18 protein-coding genes are annotated in these 22,823 nt (G+C 46.6%); 4 read left to right on the forward strand and 14 right to left on the reverse strand.

The features are described 5' to 3' along the window. Positions 1–24 precede the first annotated feature (24 nt). From cdaA to E0E16_RS12435, 6 genes are all read right to left on the reverse strand, one after another. Positions 25–798, reverse strand: coding sequence for a diadenylate cyclase CdaA (gene cdaA / locus E0E16_RS12410; protein ID WP_130830501.1), 774 nt, complete (start codon positions 796–798; stop codon positions 25–27). A gap of 167 nt (positions 799–965) precedes the next feature. Beyond that, the gene (gene folP, locus E0E16_RS12415; protein WP_130830502.1) at positions 966–1,799 is read right to left on the reverse strand and encodes a dihydropteroate synthase; all 834 of its coding nucleotides are present in this window, start codon (positions 1,797–1,799) and stop codon (positions 966–968) included. A 642-nt stretch (positions 1,800–2,441) separates the two neighbouring features. Beyond that, a complete protein-coding gene (locus E0E16_RS12420; protein ID WP_130830503.1) occupies positions 2,442–3,881 on the reverse strand; it encodes a C69 family dipeptidase in 1,440 nt (479 codons plus the stop codon). Positions 3,882–4,719: 838 nt separating this feature from the next. Further along, positions 4,720–5,727, reverse strand: a complete 1,008-nt coding sequence (locus E0E16_RS12425) for a 2-oxoacid:ferredoxin oxidoreductase subunit beta (protein WP_130830504.1) — start codon at positions 5,725–5,727, stop codon at positions 4,720–4,722. A 15-nt stretch (positions 5,728–5,742) separates the two neighbouring features. After that, entirely contained in the window at positions 5,743–7,641 is a 1,899-nt protein-coding gene (locus tag E0E16_RS12430; protein ID WP_130830505.1) for a 2-oxoacid:acceptor oxidoreductase subunit alpha, read from the reverse strand. 280 nt (positions 7,642–7,921) lie between these two features. After that, a complete protein-coding gene (locus E0E16_RS12435; RefSeq protein ID WP_130830506.1) occupies positions 7,922–9,583 on the reverse strand; it encodes a nucleoside kinase in 1,662 nt (553 codons plus the stop codon). An 88-nt stretch (positions 9,584–9,671) separates the two neighbouring features. On the opposite strand from E0E16_RS12435, the gene E0E16_RS12440 reads away from it, so the two are divergent. Continuing rightward, on the forward strand, positions 9,672–11,387 hold the full coding sequence (locus E0E16_RS12440) for a Na/Pi cotransporter family protein (RefSeq protein ID WP_130830507.1): 1,716 nt from the start codon (positions 9,672–9,674) through the stop codon (positions 11,385–11,387). A 31-nt stretch (positions 11,388–11,418) separates the two neighbouring features. Here E0E16_RS12440 and E0E16_RS12445 read toward each other — a convergent pair whose 3' ends face one another. From E0E16_RS12445 to E0E16_RS12470, 7 genes are all read right to left on the reverse strand, one after another. Beyond that, positions 11,419–12,060, reverse strand: coding sequence for a WbqC family protein (locus E0E16_RS12445; protein ID WP_130830508.1), 642 nt, complete (start codon positions 12,058–12,060; stop codon positions 11,419–11,421). A gap of 6 nt (positions 12,061–12,066) precedes the next feature. Then, positions 12,067–13,596, reverse strand: coding sequence for a S26 family signal peptidase (locus E0E16_RS12450; RefSeq protein ID WP_130830509.1), 1,530 nt, complete (start codon positions 13,594–13,596; stop codon positions 12,067–12,069). Between the two features lie 44 nt (positions 13,597–13,640). Next, positions 13,641–14,396, reverse strand: coding sequence for a 4-hydroxy-tetrahydrodipicolinate reductase (gene dapB, locus E0E16_RS12455; RefSeq protein WP_130830510.1), 756 nt, complete (start codon positions 14,394–14,396; stop codon positions 13,641–13,643). A gap of 520 nt (positions 14,397–14,916) precedes the next feature. Beyond that, complete coding sequence (locus E0E16_RS12460; protein ID WP_317131321.1) at positions 14,917–15,765, reverse strand: acyltransferase family protein; 849 nt, start codon at positions 15,763–15,765, stop codon at positions 14,917–14,919. Continuing rightward, positions 15,723–16,046 (reverse strand): hypothetical protein, encoded by a 324-nt coding sequence (locus E0E16_RS14480; RefSeq protein WP_240048145.1) that lies wholly within the window; start codon positions 16,044–16,046, stop codon positions 15,723–15,725. Before E0E16_RS14480 ends, E0E16_RS12460 begins: the two co-directional genes overlap by 43 nt. A 6-nt stretch (positions 16,047–16,052) precedes the next feature. Further along, entirely contained in the window at positions 16,053–17,246 is a 1,194-nt protein-coding gene (locus tag E0E16_RS12465; protein ID WP_130830511.1) for an FprA family A-type flavoprotein, read from the reverse strand. Positions 17,247–17,271: 25 nt separating this feature from the next. Then, a complete protein-coding gene (locus E0E16_RS12470; RefSeq protein WP_130830512.1) occupies positions 17,272–18,204 on the reverse strand; it encodes a carbohydrate kinase family protein in 933 nt (310 codons plus the stop codon). A 133-nt stretch (positions 18,205–18,337) separates the two neighbouring features. Between E0E16_RS12470 and E0E16_RS12475 the strand changes: the two genes are divergently transcribed. The 3 genes from E0E16_RS12475 to cdd all read left to right on the forward strand — a co-directional run bounded on the left by E0E16_RS12475 (position 18,338) and on the right by cdd (position 21,613). After that, positions 18,338–19,588 (forward strand): M16 family metallopeptidase, encoded by a 1,251-nt coding sequence (locus tag E0E16_RS12475; protein WP_130830513.1) that lies wholly within the window; start codon positions 18,338–18,340, stop codon positions 19,586–19,588. A 65-nt stretch (positions 19,589–19,653) separates the two neighbouring features. Further along, a complete protein-coding gene (locus E0E16_RS12480) occupies positions 19,654–21,111 on the forward strand; it encodes a right-handed parallel beta-helix repeat-containing protein (RefSeq protein WP_130830514.1) in 1,458 nt (485 codons plus the stop codon). Positions 21,112–21,133: 22 nt separating this feature from the next. After that, complete coding sequence (gene cdd, locus E0E16_RS12485) at positions 21,134–21,613, forward strand: cytidine deaminase (RefSeq protein WP_130830515.1); 480 nt, start codon at positions 21,134–21,136, stop codon at positions 21,611–21,613. A 225-nt stretch (positions 21,614–21,838) separates the two neighbouring features. Here cdd and E0E16_RS12490 read toward each other — a convergent pair whose 3' ends face one another. Next, positions 21,839–22,795, reverse strand: a complete 957-nt coding sequence (locus E0E16_RS12490) for an alpha/beta hydrolase (RefSeq protein ID WP_376744082.1) — start codon at positions 22,793–22,795, stop codon at positions 21,839–21,841. Between the last annotated feature and the right edge of the window lie 28 nt (positions 22,796–22,823).

Genomic DNA, 22,823 nt, shown 5'->3' on the forward strand with positions numbered 1-22,823 from the left:
AACACGGAGGAATGGAAAGGGGATTTATCGCGCCATTTCAGTAGTGAGAATGCTTTCCAACTGTTCTGCCGTCAGTCGCAATTGGAAGTCTCCCTTAATGGCAACAGAGATGCGCCCGGTCTCTTCCGACACCACAATTGCCACAGCATCGGAGTTCTGCGAGATACCCAGAGCAGCACGGTGGCGAAGTCCTAATTCCTTCGGGATGTCCTGACTATGGCTCACAGGCAGGATACAACCTGCTGCCTTGATGCGCTTCTTCGAGATAACCATAGCACCATCGTGCAACGGTGAGTTCTTAAAAAAGATATTTTCTATCAGCCGCTGGTTTATGCGTGCATCGATGGTGTCTCCGGTCTCAACAATGTCCTGAAGGCTCACTCCACGTTCCAATACAATCAACGCGCCTACCTTGCCACGCCCCATACTCATGCACGCCATGACAATGGGTAGGATGGCCTCACGATCCACGCTGTCTTTCTTTCTGTCGCCTAAAAACAATTTCAAGAGGTTTTTCACTCTTTGATGTGCGCCAAGGTTGTAAAGGAAATGACGAATCTCTTCCTGAAAAAGCACGATAAGTCCGATAACACCAACGGAGACGAGCTTATCCATGATACTACCCAAGAGACGCATTTCCAACACCTGACTTACAATTAGCCATAGGACAACAAACACCATGATGCCAACAAAGACGTTGAGCGACCGGGACTCTTTCATCACACGATAGAGATAGTAGAGCATGAGCGCCACCAATACAATATCAATGATATCTTTTATGCCAAACTCAAAAAACATAGACTAAGTTTCTTTCGCTCTCAGCGGTGAAGACAGCTGTCGTTTCGGAGAGCATATGATCTTTTTTTAATTATTCTTCGCAGAAGTGGGTTTCCACTTAATCAATCCACTGCTTTGTCATGGAGGGGTCATGCCTCCACAGCAACAAAATCCGACAGGAGGGTTCGCTACGAGCGTATCATGGTTTCATATATCTTTACTGCTTCCACCGCCTGCCTTACATCGTGAACGCGGAGGATGGCAGCACCTTTCATCAGCGCGATGGTATTCAACACCGTGGTTCCGTTCAGACTCTCTTGTGGAGTGATGCCTAAAAGTTGATGAATCATGCGTTTCCGACTGATGCCTACGAGGATGGGAAGTTCCATGACAAGCAGTTTCTCCATTTCGTTCATCAAGGTAAGGTTGCCCGCAACGGGTTCTTTTCCAAAGCCAAAGCCGGGATCGAGAATGATGTCTTTTTGCCCAAACGAGCGCAACTCTTGGACTTCACGCGACAAATCGACAAGCATATCGTGCAGGCTTGCTGCCTTCGACATGAGTATATAGGGAACACCCAATCCGGCTACCGTGCGAAACATATCCCGGTCGGAGCCTTCTTCCACGTCGTTGATGATATCCACGCCGTATTCTTCCACTGCACGACGAGCAACCGAAGCACGAAAGGTATCAACGGAAATCACCGCATCAGGATAAACTTCGCGAACGATGGGCAGTGCCATTTCCAAGCGTTTCATTTCCTCTTCTTCGCCTGCCGGATTGCCACCGGGACGTGTGGAGCAAGCTCCCACATCAATAATCTTCGCTCCCTCATCAACAATTTGCTTCACACGGTTGCGAATGGCATCCGCGGTCTGCATGCGGCTGTTGGCATAAAAAGAATCGGGCGTAACGTTCAGTATTCCCATCACGCACGGACGGCTCAAGTCCATCAAACGTCCCTTTACGTTGATGGTGTAGCTCGCCGGCTTATTCTGTAGTGTAAAAGTTTCTTCGTTCATATCCGCAAAGTTAGCTCAATTCCTTTAGAAATCAAAATAAAGCGTCTGTTTTTCATCATTTTTCAGCTTATTCCTTCATGGAGTGGCAGTCTATTTCTTCAATCTTATGAGCGCACCAAGGTCGTGGAATGGAACAAGCGTGGGAGTTTCCCCACCAACTGTAGGTTTTTCCCTACTCTGATTTAGGAATTTCTCCATGTGTGGAATGGTTTTCTTTGCTTAATTTTGCGACAAGAACAAAGAGGGGAGTCAAAGCATGATTAGGCACTCGAAGAATTGTTGAACATCACAGACCGATGAGGCGGCATGCGAATTGGAAATCTCGCCAAGGGAGCATCGAAGAGTGTACAGAAGTCTGTTCGGGCTATCCCTGTAGAATGAACAAGTATGATGATATTTATGTCTATCCGTGGCAGGTTAAGAGAAGAGGCATTGGGACACAGGTATGAAAGATGACACAACTGCGGATTGAGAAAATAAAATAAGGTAAAAGATTGCAGAAAGGATAACGCCACTTGTAACTCAATATATGCGTTTCGTCATATCAAAGGGCGATAACGACAATAGGACTACACCACACAATCGGTATAGTCCTATTTCTTTTTTATTAAGACAGAGCTCGCGTCTCTATCCTAAGTGTGTTTATGCTCCGTGGAAAAGATATTCCGCCTGAATATCCTTGGTAAGCTGCGTGAAGAGCTTCTCCTGCAAACAGTCGGCAAGCTCGAGAGCTCTGGTGAGTATGCGATCGGAGAATTCCTGCAACATATCATTTGCACGAAGTGGCTGCGACTTGTAAATGCGCAGATACTCTTCTTCCATCTCACGCTGACGGCGGTCGGTTTCCTCTTCAAACTTCAGGTAAGCCTCCTTAATCATCGGAGCATATTTATTATAGTTCACCATTCCGAGTGTCATCACCTTACGGAATTTCCAATAAGCCGACTCGGAATCTGCCTCGTCCTTTCCTTTTGTATAGGCTTCGGGATAAGAAGTGATGCCTTGATACAAAGGAAGGAACAAGCCGAGATCAGCCATACCCATTGCCACATAGCCTACACAGCCGATGGCTTTTGGAAGTTCAGGACGAACCTGAAGAATATGGGTTTGTGTGGTGCGGAAGATGGACACCGGACGATAAGGCTCTTTGGGATTGCTGTGGAGATAAGGGTCGTGTTCCGTATTGTCATAGTGGAAACGGAAAGCATGCCGAAGAGCGGTGATGCTGATGGGTTTCTCTGCCGTGGCAAACACGGGAAAAGTATTCTTCGTTACATCATTCTTGATGGCGGGCGAGAACATCTTCTGCAATCCCCAAACACGCGGATAGTTATATGTGGTATCGAGTTCCTCGTCGCGAGCATAAGCTTCATGGAAATCGAACGTGCCTTTCTTGGGATCGTATAGCCCATTCTTCTCGGCAAACTCGATGAGGTCGGCTGAAGCAAGGAAATTCTCTTTGTCAGTCGGGTCGTAAACGCGGAATCGACTCTGATTTCCGGTAACGAAGTACTCTTCTTTCGGCATCTTGCAAGCCAACCAACGATGACCGCAGGCGGTTTCCAAATACCAAATTTCCTTGTTGTCAACAAATCCGATGCCGAAGCCTTCGGCTATTCCGTGTTTTTCTATCAACATTCCCAAGCGTTCCACGCCTTCGCGAGCGGTTTTCACGTAAGGAAGAACAACATTGAAAACGGCATTTTCTGCCAAGCCCGTCTCAACGAGCGGATCGAACTTCAACACGGCATCGCTGCTGAAAATGCTTTCAGTGGCACTCATGCCCACACCGGCACTATTGAATCCGGCACTACCCCAATGGTTGGGAAGACAGAACGGAGCAAGAGCACTATAGCCCAGCATCTCCGCCGGAAGCTCGCAACGGAAAGGACTATCCTTTGCCACAAACTCGCGAGGACCATTCTTCGTATCTTCGTATAGTTCGTAATTCTTTGCCTCCATGGCATCCCAGTCTTCCGAACGGGCTACTATCATCGAGCCATCGCTCGTCATGTCTTTGCCAACGATAATCGTTGTACATTCTGATGGGAGCTTACCCATCGTTTCTTCTGTTCTTTTCATAAGCATTGTCATCAATGATTTTGATATGACAAATGTAAGAAAAATATTTGAGAAAGGAAAACAAAAATGAAGAAAAATGTGTACGTTTAGTTTTGAACATCTACTATCCATCAATGGCTCGTTAGCCCAAGCTTCACCCTCCCCTTATTTCTTCCAAGCCCCTTGCCATCGTTGTTTCAGCATTTTGATTATGGACTTCCGGTTCTACAATTTTTTATTTTCCTGAATGGTTCATGTTTCAAGTTTAATTTATCATATATTTCCACTGCCGGCTTGGAAGGCCTGCTGCATTGCCCGGATTGTATTCACGATATGACACCTTTAATCGATAATAAAGAACCATATCTCCCACGACCGGGTTAAATCTTTTTACCCTTTTGGCAAGACAAGAAAGAAAATGGACGACATTTGCACTCTATTGGTGCGATGGAACCTTGCAAATTGGGATGGAATGACGGCAAGGATGCGCATTGGTTTCCGGTTGAAAATCGATGAATTTTCAAGGCTATGAATATCACTGATAATCAATGGTTTACGAATGCCATTTTAAAAGCTTACCTTTTGCGTTGTAAAAGCTAAGCTTTTGCATCCTAAAAGCTTAGCTTTTGAAAAGCGAAAGCTAAGCTTTCGCAATGCAAGACCTGTACGATTGCATTTCTATCATCATGTTTTGCATCTTTCTTGTATGTTTTTCCGGCGGGATTTCATGCTCTTTTTGCGCAAAACAGCTCCTTATTTTTCCATTCGATTTAGAGAGACATCATCCCGAACACAACCAAAAAAGGGTGCTTTCGCGAAGAAAGCACCCTTATTGTTGAGTTTGTATTGATTTGAGTTGTTATTTCACTTCCCAAATATCGTTGGTTTCGAGCAGTTCCATGAAGTTGTGATAAGGCTTTTTGCCTTTCACTTCCTCAATCTGCGCATTGACAGCCTCATCGTATGTAGGAGCCTCCACATCGCGGATAACGCCCAATGCAATGGGGAAACCGTGCTCGTTGTCCATCATGGCAAGTTTCAGTTGCAAGGTGTCATCGACACAATGTGCATCGTGCACAAGGATGTCCTCGAGTTTAACACCATTCTCTCCGATTTTCACCACTTTCAATCCAAAACCTTCTTGAACGAGTCCGAACTCATTGTTTTCGCCGAACACCAATGGTTCGCCATGACGCACATAGATGGCATTCTTCTTGCGTCCCTCTTTGTTATAAACGTTGGAGTGGCAGCCATCATTGAAGATGACGCAGTTTTGAAGAATCTCGCATACGGCAGCTCCCTTGTGATTGTTGGCAGCTTTGAGAATGTCGATAGTCTCTTGTGAGTCGGTTGCGACGCTGCGCGCGAAGAATTTTCCACGTGCGCCGAAGCAAAGCTCGGCAGGGCGGAATGGATCTTCCACCGAACCGTATGGCGTTGATTTCGATACGAATCCACGCGGACTTGTTGGTGAGTATTGACCTTTCGTCAGACCGTAGATACGGTTGTTCAAAAGAATCATGTTCAGATTAACATTCCTGCGCATGGCATGTATGAAGTGGTTTCCTCCGATAGCCAAACCATCGCCATCGCCTGATATTTGCCAAACGTTAAGGTCGGGATTGACTATTTTCACACCGGTGGCAATGGATGCCGCACGTCCGTGTATGGTTTGCATGGCATAGGTGTTTACATAATAAGGTAAACGACTCGAGCAACCGATACCTGATATGACGGCTGTTTGATATGGCGGAATGCCAATCTCTGCCATTGCTTTCTGGAAGCTGACTAAAAAGAAGTGGTCGCCACACCCGGGACACCATCTGGGTTGTCCTTTCTTAAAATCTTTATCTGTATATTCGCTCATTTTGATTTTTCCTTTTTATTGTAAGATTCGTGAATAGAACGTGCCACCTTCATCCTTTGGTGCAGGGAGGGTAATGATGCGCTCGAAGTCCTTTACGAGTTCTTGAACGACGAACGGTTGTCCCTTGACTTGGTTGTATTGGTAAGGCGCGAAGTGGTTGATACGGATGCGCAGCAGGGCAGCCAACTGTCCGAGGTTTTGCTCCGCCACTACCACCTTTTTATATTTACCCAGTATCTCGGCTGTATTGGCAGGCAGTGGGTTGATATACTTGAATTGTGCCAAAGCAACTTTGTTGCCTCTTGAGCGCAATTCCTGCATGGCGGTGTATAAGTGTCCATATGTACTTCCAAATCCCACGATGAGCAAGTCGGCATCATCAGCATCGCCCTGAACTTGCAGGTCGGGTACCGGTATGCGAGCCACTTTCTCAAATCTCAGCGTGTCCATCTTATGATGGTTCTCCGGTTCGGTTGAGATGGCGCCGGTCTTTCCGTCTTTCTCCAATCCGCCGAGGATGTGCGTGTAGCCTTCCATGCCAGGGATGGCCCAATAGCGCACATTGCTGTATTCATCGCGTTTGTATGGACGGTATGAGTAGCGTTGTGCCTCGGTTGTGTAATGCGGTCTGATTTCCGGGAGGTCAACTATGTCGGGTAATTTCCATGCCGATGAGCCGTTGGCAATGAAAGCATCGGTGAGGAGTACCACCGGGGTCATGTGCTCGAGTGCCATCTTGCATGCAGCGAATGCCGCATCGAAACAGTCGGTCGGGCTGGTGGCAGCAATGACCGGCATCGGGCTTTCGCCGTTTCTGCCGTAGAGCACTTGCAAAAGGTCGGTTTGTTCCGACTTAGTGGGGAGTCCTGTTGATGGACCACCACGCTGAACATCTACAATAACGAGGGGCAACTCATCAATGACGGCAAGGTTCATAGCCTCGCTCTTCAGGCAAATGCCCGGTCCCGACGTAGAGGTTACCGCGAGAGCTCCGGCGAAAGCTGCACCAATGGAAGATGCGGCTGCCGAGATTTCGTCCTCGCTCTGCATGGTGATTACTCCGAGCGATTTGTGCTTGGACAGCTCATGGAGAATATCCGATGCGGGGGTGATGGGATAAGAACCCAAATAAAGTTTCAAACCGGCTTTTTCGGCTGCCGCCATCAGTCCGTATGCGGTGGCTTTGTTACCGGTGATGTCCATGTATCTGCCGGGTTGCTTCTGTTTGGTTTCTATGCGATAGGTGTTGGGTACTGACGCGTGGATGTTGTGTCCATAGTCGTAGCCGGCTTGTACCACCTTGATGTTCGCTTCGGCAATTGCCGGTTTCTTCTTGAACTTATCGTTCAGGAAATTGCTTACCAACTCCAAATCGCGATTGAACAGCCAGCATACTAATCCCAATGCAAACATGTTGCGGCACTTCAGGATGGATTTGTTGTCCATGCCTGTATCGGCAAGACAATCTTTAACCATCTTCGTGATAGGACAGGCTACTACGCGGTCAGGGTCTATCCCCATCTCGTCCAAATAGTCGTCGGTTGAAAACTCTGCCTTTCTCAAGTCGCGCGGACCGAAAGAGTCTGTGTCGATAATGATAGTTCCTTGTGGCTTGCAGTTCTTGTATTGCGTTTTTAAAGCGGCTGCATTCATAGCTACGAGAACATCGCATTTGTCGCCCGGGGTGTACACTTTCCCTGCGCCGATGTGCACTCTGTATCCGCTTACACCCGTCAGCGAGCCTTGCGGAGCGCGAATGTCGGCTGGGTAGTCCGGGAATGTTGAGATTCCGTTTCCTACGGTCGCCGAGACGTTGGAAAAGATGTTACCCGCAAGTTGCATTCCGTCTCCGGAGTCTCCGGAAAAAAGGACAACAACGTGCTCGAGTTCTTTTACTTCAAGTTGTTCTTCCATAAGATTAATTTGTTTATGTTAGTTTCGTTCCGCAAAATTGCAAAGAATAATTGAGAAAACAAAATCTTTTGGAATAAAAAACTTATCTTTTCCGAAAACATAAAAATAAAAACTCTGTAAGGGAGAGGAATAGTAATTGAAAACGATTCCAATCTCTTTACAAAGCTTTGTATTGGCTATGTGTGATTTGCGGTATCTTTATTCTGCAGAGAAGATATTATTCCGCATTTTTATTAGTTTATCAATCCGTTGAATCCGAGAGTGATAACAGAGCTTTTGTTCAATATTTGAACGATGAACCTCCCAAGAACTCACGCAAAAGCGATGTGGGAGGAAGAGTCTTGTAGGGTAAGGTGGAGAAGTAACGCAGGAATTTGCGTAAGCGGTAAGCCTCCGCATACTCCTCACAGTTCTCCGGGACTTGTTCCAACACTTCTTCGGCTTGATTCTTTATCACTGCGAGTTCAAAGAGCATGGCACTGTTAAACATGACATCAGCATTCTCTTGGTAAGGGAATATCCATTTGTTTTCGCCCGCTCGCACACTGGGCCATCGGCGAATGGTATCCTTGGCGGAACAACCACGATATTTGTGATCGCGAACGATGCGGCGCAGCAGACGATTGTCGGTCGTTGGGATGTAGTTGTGGTCGTCAAGGAGGATAGTCGTCAATGCGGAAGCGTAGATCTTGAACTTTTTGTCGTCAGAGATTTGTTCCGTGAGCTTAGGATTCAAGGCGTGAATGCCTTCCACCAGCAGGATGTTATTCTCGTTCAGGCTCAGTTTCTTTCCGCTCTGCTCGCTCTTTCCTGTTTGGAAATTATACTTTGGCAGCTCTACTTCCTCGCCATCGAACAATGCCGAGAATTGTTTGTTAATCAAAGGGAGGTTCAAAGCATAGAGACTTTCGTAATCTAACTCTCCTTTTTCATCTTTGGGCGTGTTCTTGCGGTCTATGAAATAATCATCAAGCGAAACTTGTACGGGCTTGATACCACAGGTTAGCAGCTGAACGGAGAGTCGTTTACAGAATGTTGTCTTTCCACTCGATGAAGGACCGGCGATCAATACCACTTTCACGCCTTTTCGTTGGGATATTGTTTCGGCGATTTGAGCTATCTTCTTTTCTTGTAATGCTTCGCTCACGTTGATAATCTCGTTGGAATAACCTTGCTTTACCACTTCGTTGAAGTCGCCAACGGTGCTCACTCCGAGAATTTTCTGCCAGTTGTGATGTTCCTTGAACACTTCGAACATCTTGTCCTGACAAATGAGTTCGCCCAATTTGGACGGATCTTCCAATGAGGGAATGCGCAATAAAATCCCATCGTAGTATTTAACGATACCAAAAAGCTTGATTTGCGATGTGTTGGTCAGCATGGATCCATAGTAGTAATCTTTATAATCGTCTAATTTATAATAGGTGGTATAAAGCGAACCGCTATGTTTCAATAATTTCACTTTAGCCTCATCGCCCAGTTTCTCAAACATTTCCAGAGCTGCTTCCGTGGTGGTTTCGTAGCGAAGAATGGGAATACCTGCATCAATGATTTGCTGAACGCGCTCTCTTATCTTCTTTACGTCTTCTTCTTCCACCGGATGTCCCAGCTTTAGATTGCAGTAATATCCGTTAGAAACAGGGATGTCGATTACCACTTCGCTGCCGGGGTACAGATCATGAACCGCCTTACACAGCACCATGAAAAGCGAACGCGTATAGGTTCGTCTGCCGGAAGCTGTGTATAAATCAAGAAATTCAATGTCTTTGTTGTGATACAAGCGGAAATGCATGCCTTCCACCTTGTTATTTACCCTTGCGCTGACCGGTCCGAAGTCCATTTTCAGATTTAAAGCATGAAAAACTTCAGAAAGTGTACTCCCGATGGGGACTTCTAAAGTTTTTTTATTATTTTTGCAACGGATTTGTAATACTTGTTTCATACTTATGACATGCATTTTGTTTGATGGCTTAAAGGTAGCAAATTTTCAACACACTGCAAAGAAAAATCGCGTAATAATACATTAAATCATGACTACGAGTGATTATTTAACTATTTTTTTTAAGATTATCGGTTCATTGGCTCTTCTCATTTATGGTATGAAAATAATGAGCGAAGCACTTCAAAAAATGGCAGGTTCGCAGTTGCGACATATCTTAGGCGCAATGACCACCAACCGCTTTACGGGAATGCTGACCGGAACATTCATCACCTGTGCCGTGCAATCCTCCTCTGCCACTACGGTTATGACCGTTTCGTTTGTCAATGCCGGACTTCTCACGCTTGCTCAGGCCATCTCTGTCATTATGGGTGCCAACATCGGAACCACGCTGACTGCATGGATCATGTCGTTAGGCTATGCTGTGGACTTAACAAGTTTTGTCTTTCCTTCTTTCCTTGTGGGCATTGTCCTTATTTATACGCGCAAGATGCGTTATGTTGGCGACTTTCTTTTCGGTTTGTCGTTTATGTTTTTCAGTTTAGTGCTGCTCAGTGATGGTGGCAAGGATTTACAGTTGGAGAGTAATCCGGCAATCATTGAGTTTTTCAAGTCGTTCGACGTAAACAGCTACACCACTATTCTGAGTTTCCTTGCCATCGGAACGGTTATCACTTGTCTTGTTCAATCCTCGGCAGCCGTGATGGCGATTACCATTCTCATGTGCTCAACGGGTGTTTTGCCCATTTATCTTGGTATCGCGCTTGTGATGGGCGAGAACATCGGCACCACGATTACTGCCAATTTAGCAGCACTTGGTGCCAATACGCAAGCCCGACGTGCAGCTTTGGCTCACCTTATGTTCAATATTATCGGTGTTGTTTGGGTGTTGTGTCTGTTCTATCCGTTTGTGAACATGGTCTGCGGCATCGTTGGGTTCAATCCCGATATCCATGCACTTGAGCAACAAGATGTGGTGCATTTGCTTCCGGTAGTCTTGGCTGCTTTCCACACCTGCTTCAATGTGATTAACACCACGCTTCTCATTTGGTTTATTCCTCAATTGGAGCGATTAGTTTGTATGCTTGTCAAGCCTCGCAAGAGCGAAACGGAAGAAGATTTCCGTCTTCGTTTCATTCAGGCAGGCATTATGAAGACCCCAGAGTTGTCGGTGCTTGAGGCAAGCAAGGAAATTCATTCGTTTGCAGAGCGTTTGCAGCGAATGTTTGGAATGGTTCGCGAGCTACTTGGTATCGAGGATGATGCGGAGTTCTCAAGACTTTATGCCCGAATAGAGAAGTATGAAGTTATTTCCGACAATATGGAAATTGAGATAGCGAAATATCTTGATGAAATTTCAAATGCCCATCTCAGTGATGAGACGAAAGAGAAGGTGCGTTCCATGCTTCGCGAAATATCCGAATTGGAAAGTATTGGTGATGCTTGTTACAACATTGCGCGCACGGAAAATCGCCGTGTCAAGGGTAAAGAGAAGTTCTCGGAAGAGCAATATAACAGGATATTCCAAATGTTTGAGCTGACCGATGAGGCACTTACGCAGATGAACCGCATTTTAGTGGGACACAAACACGAGAACGATATCCATCATTCGTTCAATATCGAGAATGAGATCAATAATTATCGCGACCAGCTTAGTTCACAGAACATTAACGATGTGAACAATCATAAATACACCTATGCCATTGGAACGATGTACATGGACATTATTCAAGAGTGTGAAAAGCTTGGCGATTATGTTGTCAATGTGGTAGAGGCGCGCATGGGCATTCGTCAGCAGGAAGCGTAAAATGCTGTTTTCGGCGCGTTATGTTTCGGCATTACAGGTAGAAAATGGCTTCGTTGCCCTCGTTAAAAAGCAGATCGAGAATGCTTAGATTGGGCTGAAAGCCGATTTTCCGTCCGTACACTTGGTAATAAGGTTTCGGAATGAACTCAGAATCGCTTGCCGGATGTTTCGGGCAGATTGCTTCTCTGAAGTCTGCCACATCAGTGTTTGCGCCGGTTTCGTCTGTCCGGACGTATTCATCGGTGCAACTAATTTTTGGGCGCACATCGAGCAATTCACACATGGTGTACATGATTTCAGTGTTGAAATCAAACAGATAATCCCATTTTCGTTCAAAAAATGGGCGAATGTCATCCTGATAAAACTCAAAGAACGGGCTTTCGCCGTAGGCTGAGAGTAAGGCGTTCCAATGGCGGTGTCGCCAATTGTCATGGTCGCTGATGCGCACATCTTTTATTTCGCATTTGCGATTGTCGAACTTCTCCACCGGTATTGATAGTGTTTGCAACCCATTTGTTGTTGCAATCACGCACCGATTTCTGTAAGTTTGTTTGATGAAGTTTTCGTATCGTTCTATCCTGCACTCGTACCGATTGAGTTTCTGATACCACTGCACCGGTCCGAAATACGTGGAAGACAAAAGACACGTTCTTCCTTCTGTCCCTGTTTCCAATCCTTTTTATTTGATGTTGTCCACCCAAGTGAACAATCTGTTCCACCGAATTCCACCCAATCCCTTGCGGTCGGGGTCGCTCGACCACCATATAAACAGTGGTTTGCCCACGATGTGGTCTTCCGGAACAAATCCCCAATAGCGGCTGTCAGCCGAATTGTGGCGGTTGTCGCCCTGCATCCAATAATAATCCAGTTTGAAAGTGTAACTCTTGGCTTTCTTTCCGTTGATGAAGATATCGTTTCCACTCACCTTCAAGTCGTTTTGCTCATACACTTTGATGCACCGTTCGTATATGGGCAGATTGTCGAGTGTCAGCGCAATGCTTTCCCCTTTCTTCGGAATCCAAATCGGACCGTAGTTGTCGCGCGTCCATCCCCGGAAACTATTCAGCGGATACATTGACCCGGCATAGAGGTCTTTGTCGGTAACCGGTCGGATAGCAGTTGCCACGCCACGACTTTTCAGTTGTGCTGCTGCGTATTTGGTGAGAGGCATGTATCCGTCGTATTGAAGTACCTTGTTGTTAAGGATGAAACCACGATCTACGTCAAATCCGTGCAGACTGCTCAGGCTCTGAACGTCCTCCGCGCTGATGCCCAATTCTTTGCGTAGTTCATCATAACGCTCTCCGAGAAGGTCGGCAGCCGTTATGTGATTGAGTTTTACGAAATAAGTGTATTGCACTTTGTCGGGCTCTTTGTCGGGTTTTCCGTCAAGATAAACGATTTTGTTCTTGATTTGCAAGGTCTGCCCCGGAAGTCCCACACATCGTTTCACGTAGTTCTCCCTTCTGTCTGTGGGACGCGCGTCTAGCACACCGAATATTCCGGAGTTGCCTATGATGTAGTTGCGCCCCAAGATATAAGCTTTGTTGAAGAAGTCGCGCTGCTGCGCTGCATTCATGTTTGCCAATCGGATGTTTGGGTTTTGCTGATAGAGCAGGTTTGTTCCCGTTTCGTAGGCAAACTTGTAGTAATCTTGTGCCTGATAGGCAATGTCGCTCATAATGGTATCGCCGGCGGGATAGTTGAATACCACGATGTCGTTCAGTTCCACTTTGCCCAAGCCCTTCACGCGTCGATAGTCCCAGTGTGGCCATTCTATGTAGCTCTTCATGTTGAAGAAGGGCATAGTGTGCTGTGTCAGCGGCATGGTCAGTGGGGTTTGCGGGATGCGTGGTCCGTAGCTCACTTTCGAAACGAACAAGTAATCGCCTGTCAGCAGTGATTTCTCGAGCGATGAGGAAGGGATGACGTAATTTTGGAAGAAGAACAGATTAATAAAATAAACTGCCACGAGGGCGAAAACGATGGCATCCACCCAACTCATGATGAATCTCGTTACTCCTTCGGAGTCCTTCCACCATTGCCATCTTATTTTCTTCGTGATATATACGTCGTAGATGAATGGCAGTACAAGGAGTCCCCACCAGCTTTCCACCCAAAACAGGAAGAGCAGATAGAGCACGATTACTATGATACACTTCGCCCACTGTTTTCTGGGGTCGAGCTTTGCTTTTTCTTTATCAATCATGTGTTTTTGTTTTTTAGGCGGTTTCGCCTTGTTCGTTCTGTTGCTTAAAACTTAAACAGGTCGCTTGTTGTCAGCAATCCTTCGTGGTCTTTGGTATATTCCGCCGCCAACACGGCTCCCAGCGCGAACCCTTCGCGACTGTGTGCATCGTGAGTGATGGTGATTTTATCGGCTTCGGAGTTGTAACTGATGCTGTGAATGCCCGGCACCTCATCGCGTCTTATCGAGGCGATGGGCAGTTCTTCGGCGGCAACGTTGTTGCTTCCGCTTTCCGAGCCATCGGCATGGTGTTGCAATCCTTTTACCCATTTCTCCTTTCTGTCCATGTTCTCGAGAATGTCCTCTGCCAATGTGATGGCAGTCCCTGAGGGTGCATCAAGTTTGTGCACGTGATGCGTTTCTTCCATTTCCACGTTGTATTGTGGAAATCCATTCATGATTTTTGCCAAATAGCGATTTATGGCGGCGAAGATGGCTACTCCCACCGAGAAGTTGCTTGCCCAAAAGAGCGTTTTGCCCCCTTCCGTGCATAGTTTTTCAACGTCTGCCTTGTGGTCTTGCATCCAGCCGGTGGAGCCGCTCACCACTTTCACGTTTTTTTCGAATGCCTTCAGATAGTTGGCGTAAGCCGTTGCAGGCGTAGTGAACTCTATGGCTACATCGGCAGTGGCAAAAGCGGGTGAATCGAAGTCGGCTTGATTATCAACATCTATTCTGCAAACGACTTCATGACCGCGTTTCATGGCGATTTGCTCCACCATGTGCCCCATCTTGCCATAACCAATCAATGCTATTCTCATAATCCAATTTGTTTTATCATCCTGCAAAGTTAGTGGAATTCAGAGATAACACAAAATATATTCATTAATTTTAATTCTTTCCTTTGTTCAATCTTCAAGATTTATTATATTGTCGAACTTTGAAATATCTTTACATCACGCTCAAAACCTTGCGCTTATTTGCAAACTCAAGACAAGTTGATTGAAAATAAGCGAATGGTGGGGATTTTTCTAAGTGGTTGTTTTTCAGCGAGTTCTGATTTTTCTCATATGGGTTGAACCGAGATTTGCTCCGAAAGCCATGCTTTTCTTCAGGTAAAAGCTAAGCTTTTGCGAGTTGAAAGCTTAGGTTTCACATTCCAATGGTTGAGCTTTTGAAAAGTAAAGGTAGAGCTTTTGCAAAACAGACTCACGAAATTTAATCTTCGGATGCTGTTTTCAGGGTTTTGACCCCTCATCTTCCCATTTCCGATTTCTAAAACACACTTTTCTGAAACGTGTTTTTCAGGCTATAAATCTTTACAAATTTCGCAAGTTTTTTTCATCTTCCTCCCGTCAGCAGGGCAGTAAGTTTGGGTGAAATCTTTTGGAGCAAGCGGTGGAACAGTGCTCCGATGATTAGCAAGATGAGCGGGCAAAGCAGATAAATGCCCAAGCCTTCGAGGGCGTTGCGAGGATTAATGATGTCGGTTTTGAAAAGGTAGAGGAAAACACCGGTGAACAGTGTGTGGCAGGCGAAGATGAAAAATGAGGCACGTGTGAGGAAAGCCGGGAATAAAGGTCGGGATTTGTTGTCTGTATCCCACTTCTTCAGAACCCGGGTGCTTACCGATGAGACGAAAACGATGAGTCCGGCATACATCAGATTCATACATTCAAATTGCCAAGCGAAAAGCGCGAAAAACAAGCCCACCCACTTCAGGGGAAGCATCACGTCGGTGAACGACTTTTTCCTGATGGAGAAGTAGCCACCGAAAGAAAAGAAAAGAAGTCCTTGGAAGCTCAGTCCGGGCACGTCGTTCACCCATCTTGAGACAATGAGCAAGGCGATGAGCAGGATGGCAGGTATCTCTTCGCGAAGAGCGGTCAGAGGTTTTAATGCGAGATAAATAATCGGCGACAGCAGAGAAATGACCATCAGGTCGCGGATGAACCAGAACTGTAGAACCATCGGGGAGTGCAATCCGCCTTGATTGCCGATTTTGGCGGTGTCCCAGAACGCCCACAGCCAATCAGAGAAAGAGAAATCGACAAGTGGTTTGTCAATGATGGGTGTCCAACCGGGAACGAGACGTTCGCCGACATAAATGATAAAGAGGAACATAAGATTCCAAAGCAGATAGGGAGTCAGCAGTGAAAAGCATCTATGGCGTAATTTATGAAGATACAGCGACCGGGAAAAGGTGGCTCACGATAGAACAGCACGCCACTGATGAAAAAGAAAAAAGGGTTCGCCAGCGGAGCCAACGAACCCGATATTAAGTCGATGATTGTTCCCACGGAAGGGATGGAGGGTGCAATGGCAGAGTTGCTTTCCGTCCAAAGGACATTCCACGCCTCGCTTGCACCGTGAAAATTGCAATGACCGAACAATACCAACATCACCAAGGGCAATCGCAGAAACTCTATTACCCGCGACTGCATGGTGGCAGTGTTCATTCTTATAAGCACAGCCGATTAGTTGTCTTTCAACAATTTCGCCGCCATCTCGCGTCCCAGCCTCCAACATTCTGTCTTCGTGGCTTCGTCGAGTGCCTGCCGCATCTCAACCGGTTCGCCCACTTTCTCGAAGTGTGCGCGCTTGTCGTTCCATTCCCCGATGGCGTGAACGGCGCGAGATGCCCAGCTGTAAGAGCCGAACCAACCGAAATACCGGTTCTTTATGTCGCGGTTCGCTATCTCGGAGAGCAGCACTTCCATCTCGTGATAAAGTCCGTTGTTGTAGGTCGGCGCGCCGAGAATCAAACCTCGATAACGGAAGATGTCGCTGATGATGTAGCTGTGGTGGGTTTTTGAGATATTGTACATCACGATATTCTTCACACCTGCCAATGAAGCAGCACGCGCTATCTGCTCCGCCATGCGCTCGGTGTTGCCATACATTGTACCATAGCAGATGACCAAGCCCGGTTCCGTTTCGTATTTTGACATCTTGTCGTATAGGTTTACCACCTTTTCTGCACATTCGTTCCATATGGGTCCGTGGGTGGTGCAGATATAATCGAAATGTTCGGAAGCCAATTTCTTCAAGGCGTTTTGCACGGGGATGCCGTATTTTCCCACAATGTTCGAATAGTAGCGCCGCATCTCGCTCCAGTAAGGCTCTATGTTTATGTCCTTGTCGATGAAACCACCATTCAACGCTCCGAAACAGCCGAACGCGTCTCCGGTGAAAAGTACCGACTCCTCGCCCTTGTAGAGTGTCATCATGGTCTCGGGCCAGTGCACCATGGGGGTCATGAAGAACTCAAAGTTATGTTTTCCCAATTGAAGCGTCTCGCGGTCTTTCACCTCTATGACATTTTTCTTTATTCCGTAAAAGCCTGACATCATGTCAAACGTCTTCTTGTTTCCAATGACTTGAATGTCGGGATAGTACTTTTTCAGCAATGCCATGCTACCCGAATGATCGGGTTCCATGTGGTGCACGATTAAATAATCTATCTTTCTGTCGCCGATTACCTCGCGTATGTTCTCTATGAACTGTATGAAGAAATCAGCTTCCACTGTTTCAACGAGGATAACTTTCTCGTCGTCTATGAGATAGGAATTGTAGGTTACGCCGTTAGGTAATGGCCACAATCCCTCAAACTTTGCTTTGTTGCGATCGTTTACCCCTACATAGTAAACGTTTTTTGTTATTTCTATCATATTTATTGTTTTATTAATATCGTTTTCAACTCTGTTGAACGGATGTTCCGAACTCTTTGCTTACATAGTTGTAGATGTCCTTACAGCAGTCTGCGGCGAAGGCTTGCGCACAAGCAATCAACTTGTCCCATTGCGCTTCAGCGAGTCCGCGTTCCAAGTCCTCGCGAGTAATGCCGTGTTTTATCAGTCCGAAAATCAAGCCGGCATTGAAATTGTCGCCTGCTCCCACGGTACTTACCGTGTCGATGCTCTGCATTTCGTAGCTTTTCTTAAACCCATTCTCGCCTCTTACCTCTATGGGGCGTGCTCCATCGGTGTAGATGAACCGCTTACAGTAGAAAGATATATCGGAATTATAGACTTTCTCGGCATCGTCTTTCTTGTAAAGATTTACAAAATCTTCCTTACTGCCACGCACGATGTCGGCGTAATCAAGGTTTTCAAGGAGATTTGGGGTGAGCTTGATGACTTCTCCCACATGAGAAGAACGAAAATTTACATCATAGTAGATAATGGCTCCGCGCGAGCGAGCAAGTTCCAAAAGACTTACCACCTGCTGCCGAATCACGGGATTGAGCGCATAGTAAGAACCGAAGAGCACTATATCGTCGGAATGTATGTCGGGCAAAGGAAATTCCAAACGATCGTGTGGATGATCCTTGTAGAAAATGTATTCCGCATCATTTCGTTCGTTGAGAAAAGCCAAGGAAACAGGTGATTTAGAACCCGGAAACGCGGTTACTCGCTCGGCATTCACACCGTTTTCAATCAGAAAACGTTTGATGAAATCGCCCACTCGGTCGTCCCCCACCTCACTGATGAATGTCGTTTCCATGCCCGATCGCCCAAGGGAAATCATGGCATTGAACGTGAAACCTCCCGGATAAGCTCCTATCGGCTGACCGTTTTTGAAAAAAATATCAAGAATAGTTTCACCAATTCCTATAATCTTGCGCATGGATGATTAGCTTTTTCAATTATTACCTCAGACAAAATAATTTCAGAATCTACTGAAGACTGAGAGTTCAGTGTGCAAATATAGTACAAATCGGACACATTTCAAAAAGAAAATCAGTAATTTTGCAGCCATCATGAAATATAATACGGCGAAGTTGGAAAACGGTTTGCGAATCATTCATTTGCCTTCCGAGTCACAGGTGGTCTATTGTGGCTATGAAATCAATGCGGGAACAGGAAATGAAGATGAGGGAGAAGAGGGCATCGCTCACTTCTGCGAACACGTTACGTTCAAAGGGACAGAGCGAAGAAGCAGTCTTGACATTATAAATTGTCTGGAAAACGTGGGCGGCGACTTAAATGCTTTCACCACGAAGACAGACACGGTGTTTTATTCTGCCATCCTCAAGGAACATTTCACTCTCGCTGCCGACCTGCTTTCCGACATAGTGTTTCGCAGCACTTACCCACAGACGGAAATTGACAAGGAGGTGGAAGTGATCTGCGACGAGATAGAATTGTATAACGACAGCCCCGCAGAGTTGATTTATGATGAGTTCGAAAACATTGTCTTCAAAAATCACCCTTTGGGACACAGCATTTTGGGCACAACGAAGACCGTTCGTTCGTTTACGACCCGGGATGCGCAACGATTTACCGACAAGTTCTATCGTCCCGACAACTGTGTGTTCTATATTTATGGAGATGTGGCATTCGAGGACGCGGTGGAGACATTGCGAAAGTTCACCAAAGATGTGCGATGGCACAACTCCGATTCGCTTTTTCCACAAGAAGATGCCACGATGGTTGCCAAAGGGACAGTCTTTCCCTATCGTCCATCGAACATTATCGTACACAAAAAGACCCATCAGTCTCATGTAATGATGGGCAATCGCGCATACAGCATTCACGATAAGCATCGTTTGGCGTTGTATTTGTTGAACAATATGCTCGGCGGACCGGGCATGAACGCGCGCCTGAACCTATCGCTTCGCGAAAATTCGGGATTGGTTTATACGGTGGAAAGTTTCATGTCGGCTTTCAGCGCAGTGGGTTTGTGGGGCATTTACTTTGGTTGCGATTCCAAGGAGGTTGAGCAATGTTCGGAATTGGTGAGGAAAGAACTGGACCGGTTCATGTTTGAGCGGCTCACCCCGGAAGAGCTGGCTGTTGCCAAACGACAAATCAAAGGACAAATAGGCATTGCTTCGGACAACAAGGAGAACTTCGCGCTCGGTTTTGGTCGCAGTTATCTGCATTACGGACAAGAGAGACACATCGAAGAGCTTTACGACCAGATAGATACGATTACCGCAGAAGACATTCAAGCTGTGGCAAACGACTTGTTTGGGGCAGAGAAGCTGACAACGCTGATTTACAAATAAAGAAAACCGCTCAATGGAAGGGAGACAAAAACAATAAAACGGCACTTTTTGCGTTAGAAACTTGTATGAGGAATATAAACCAAATCATAATGGGGGGATGGTTGCTTGTCATGGGGTTGCTCGTGGCTTGCACTGACGATGATTCGTTTACGACATCCACCGATAAGCAACTGTCTTTCTCGGTGGATACGTTGCGACTGGATACCACCTTCTCAAAGGTGCCGACACCCACCAAGACTTTTCGGGTTTACAATCATTCGGGCGTTGGTATCAGACTGTCGAACGTGCGTTTGGAGCAAGGCAATCAAACGGGATTCAGGGTAAACGTGGACGGTATTTATCTTGGACAGGCAAATGGCTATCAGGCGAACGATTTTGAGGTGAGAAACAAGGACAGCATCCAAGTGTTTGTGGAATTGACTTCTCCGGAGAATGGGGGTGCAGAGCCTCGATTGGTGGAAGATAATCTGATTTTTACGCTTGAAAGTGGCGTTCAACAAAAAGTAAATCTCAAAGCTTACAGTTGGGACGCAGAACTGCTTAAGGGAGAGGAAATCACCACTGACAAAACCTTGCAAGGCAGAAAGCCCATTGTTGTTCAGGGATTGCTGAAAGTGGCTGAGGGAGCCACACTCACAATCGCAGCAGGTACGACGCTCTATTTCTCCAATCGTGCCGGAATAGACGTGTACGGACAATTGAAGGTGGTGGGGACGCCGGAAGAAAAAGTAACGTTGCGAGGCGACCGCTTGGACAAAATGTTCGATTATCTGCCCTACGACCGAGTCAGCGGACAGTGGCAAGGCATTCGTTTCCACACTTCTTCCTATGACAACGCCATTGCTTATGCCGATATACATTCTGCTTACAACGGTGTGGTTTGCGACTCTTCGGACGTTTCACGAACCAAGCTGACTCTAAGCAACTCCATTGTGCACAACTGTCAGGGCTATGGGCTTTTGGCAACCAATTGCAAGTTGGACATAAGCAACACGCAAATCACGAACACACTCAACGACTGTGCGGCTTTCTTTGGTGGAAGCGTTACGATGGCGCACTGCACGCTCGCCCAGTTCTATCCTTTCGATTCAGGACGGGGAGCAGCGCTGCACTTGGGTACGGAGAAAGTGGGCACGTCTTATCCGCTGTTGCGATTTGATGCTTACAACACGCTGGTTACCGGTTATGCCGATGATGTGATTGTATGGGATTTCTTGAAAGACGCGCCAAGGAACTATAAGTTTGAACACAGCATATTGCGTACGAAAAAACCAGAGAAACCGGACGAGACTCGATATCTGAACGTGATTTGGGAAGAGCCTGCCGATACGATGGGAACGGGCATGAAGCATTTTCGCAAGATTGATGCGGAAAAGCAATTCTATGATTTCCATCTCAGCGAGAAGTCGATAGCCCGAAATGCCGGGAAAGCACTTCCAAACGGTATGAGCGGCGTGGATTGTGACGGACTGCCGCGCGATGAGAAGCCCGATATCGGCTGTTACGAATATGCGGAGAAATAATTAAGAACAGAAAAAACAGACAATGAAAACCATCGACATCAACATTAAAATAGGATGTTGCCAAATCGAGGAATTGTCCGAACAGGAACAGCTTCTTGTCCGGACGGCAATCAAGGCAACGGCGCACAGCTATTCGCCTTACAGTCATTTCGCGGTGGGAGCAGCCTTGTTGTTGGCAGACGGTGAAGTGGTGATGGGTGCCAACCAAGAAAACGCCGCCTATCCCTCCGGACTTTGTGCCGAGCGTTCTGCCATTTTTGCGGCTCAGTCGCAACGTCCCGACCAAGCTATTGCCATGCTTGCCATTGCTGCACGGAGCGGTGGCTGTCTGACCAATAGTCCCATCGTTCCTTGTGGTGCTTGCCGACAAGTGATATTGGAGGTGGAAGCTCGCTATGAACAATCCGTCCGCATTCTGCTCTATGGAAAGGATAAGATTTACGTGGTGGAATCGGTGAAGGACTTGCTCCCCCTGCAGTTCACCGGCGACTCCATGAAATAGAGAGACGAAAGAAAGACGATTGCGTTCGGATGAAAAAAACTTACAATCGCAGAAGATAACACCACAATAGTAAAGCACTGATAATCAGAACTTTAGTTTTTGCCTTGCAAAAGCTTAGCTTTTGAAGTGCAATCGCTTAGCTTTTGCGAGACGAAAGCTTAGCTTTTGGAATGCAATCGCTTAGCTTTTACTTACAGGTTATGAATTGTTTTTACAACCATCGCGCTACTTTCGGAAATATCGGTTTGCAAACGCAGCTACTTTCCGGATGTATTCTTCCGGATAATCTTTATAACTCTCCGCATGTTTCGTTCCTTTGGTAATCCATAGTTCTTTGGGTTGAGGCTTAGCCTTGAAGAGCGGATGAACCATCCATGAAGGCACGAAATCATCGGCATCACCATGGATGAACAACATGGGCTTGTGGCATTTCGCCACCTGCCCGAGTGGAGCGGCTTCGCCGAACGTCCAACCGTATTTTATTCGGCAGAGTGCCGAGGAGGTGTACATCAGTGGGAAGTCCGGCAAACCAAATTGCGCTTTCAGTTGGTCGCTGAACTCGTCCCACACACTTGTGTAGCCACAATCCTCGATAAAACATTTCACATAATCGGGAGTCGTGTCGCCGGAGATGTTCATTGTTGTGGCGGCACCCATTGATATTCCGTGAATGACCATCTTCGATTCTCTTCCGCTTTCGCGAAACATTTTTTCGGCAAGGGGTATCCATTCTTCCACGTCCAGTCGGTCTTTCCATCCCATTTGCACATCTTTGCCCTCACTTGTGCCGTGCGCGTGCAGGTCGGGGAGCAACACATTCATTCTCATCACCTTATTATATATATAGGCAATCTGCAACATACCCAAGGCATTGTCCTTATAGCCGTGAATACAAATCGCACTTCTGCCCATTGCCGAGTCGTTCCGCAGATAGAAAGCATGGCTCTTCAATCCGTTTGAAAGTAGGATGACCGTATCTTTCAGTGCGGCATTGCTCTTGATGGAGTCCATCCATGGGCGTAATTGGGGATAATCCGCATACATCCGCTTCCATCTGCTCGCGTGTCCGTGAGTTTTCACCCGCAAGGAATATCTGAGCATATAGACCGATGTGCCGCCAATGGTAATGACGACGAGCGAGAAGATGACCAACAGTATTCTGAATAATCGTTTCATCTTTATCATTGTGTAAGGCGAGAGCCATCCGGTT

Origin of the sequence: Prevotella rectalis (assembly GCF_900607215.1) — a bacterium.
Lineage (GTDB): Bacteria > Bacteroidota > Bacteroidia > Bacteroidales > Bacteroidaceae > Prevotella > Prevotella brunnea.

Bases quoted from the DNA above. Each gene is read 5' to 3' on its own strand.
- folP (WP_130830502.1), bottom strand. From the start codon at position 1,799: ATGAACGAAGAAACTTTTACACTACAGAATAAGCCGGCGAGCTACACC.
- E0E16_RS12430 (WP_130830505.1), bottom strand. From the start codon at position 7,641: ATGGAAGAACAACTTGAAGTAAAAGAACTCGAGCACGTTGTTGTCCTT.
- E0E16_RS12470 (WP_130830512.1), bottom strand. From the start codon at position 18,204: ATGCGCAAGATTATAGGAATTGGTGAAACTATTCTTGATATTTTTTTC.
- E0E16_RS12450 (WP_130830509.1), bottom strand. From the start codon at position 13,596: ATGATTGATAAAGAAAAAGCAAAGCTCGACCCCAGAAAACAGTGGGCG.
- E0E16_RS12425 (WP_130830504.1), bottom strand. From the start codon at position 5,727: ATGAGCGAATATACAGATAAAGATTTTAAGAAAGGACAACCCAGATGG.
- cdd (WP_130830515.1), top strand. From the start codon at position 21,134: ATGAAAACCATCGACATCAACATTAAAATAGGATGTTGCCAAATCGAG.
- E0E16_RS12480 (WP_130830514.1), top strand. From the start codon at position 19,654: ATGAGGAATATAAACCAAATCATAATGGGGGGATGGTTGCTTGTCATG.
- cdaA (WP_130830501.1), bottom strand. From the start codon at position 798: ATGTTTTTTGAGTTTGGCATAAAAGATATCATTGATATTGTATTGGTG.
- E0E16_RS12465 (WP_130830511.1), bottom strand. From the start codon at position 17,246: ATGATAGAAATAACAAAAAACGTTTACTATGTAGGGGTAAACGATCGC.
- E0E16_RS12435 (WP_130830506.1), bottom strand. From the start codon at position 9,583: ATGAAACAAGTATTACAAATCCGTTGCAAAAATAATAAAAAAACTTTA.
- E0E16_RS12420 (WP_130830503.1), bottom strand. From the start codon at position 3,881: ATGAAAAGAACAGAAGAAACGATGGGTAAGCTCCCATCAGAATGTACA.
- E0E16_RS12440 (WP_130830507.1), top strand. From the start codon at position 9,672: ATGACTACGAGTGATTATTTAACTATTTTTTTTAAGATTATCGGTTCA.
- dapB (WP_130830510.1), bottom strand. From the start codon at position 14,396: ATGAGAATAGCATTGATTGGTTATGGCAAGATGGGGCACATGGTGGAG.
- E0E16_RS12475 (WP_130830513.1), top strand. From the start codon at position 18,338: ATGAAATATAATACGGCGAAGTTGGAAAACGGTTTGCGAATCATTCAT.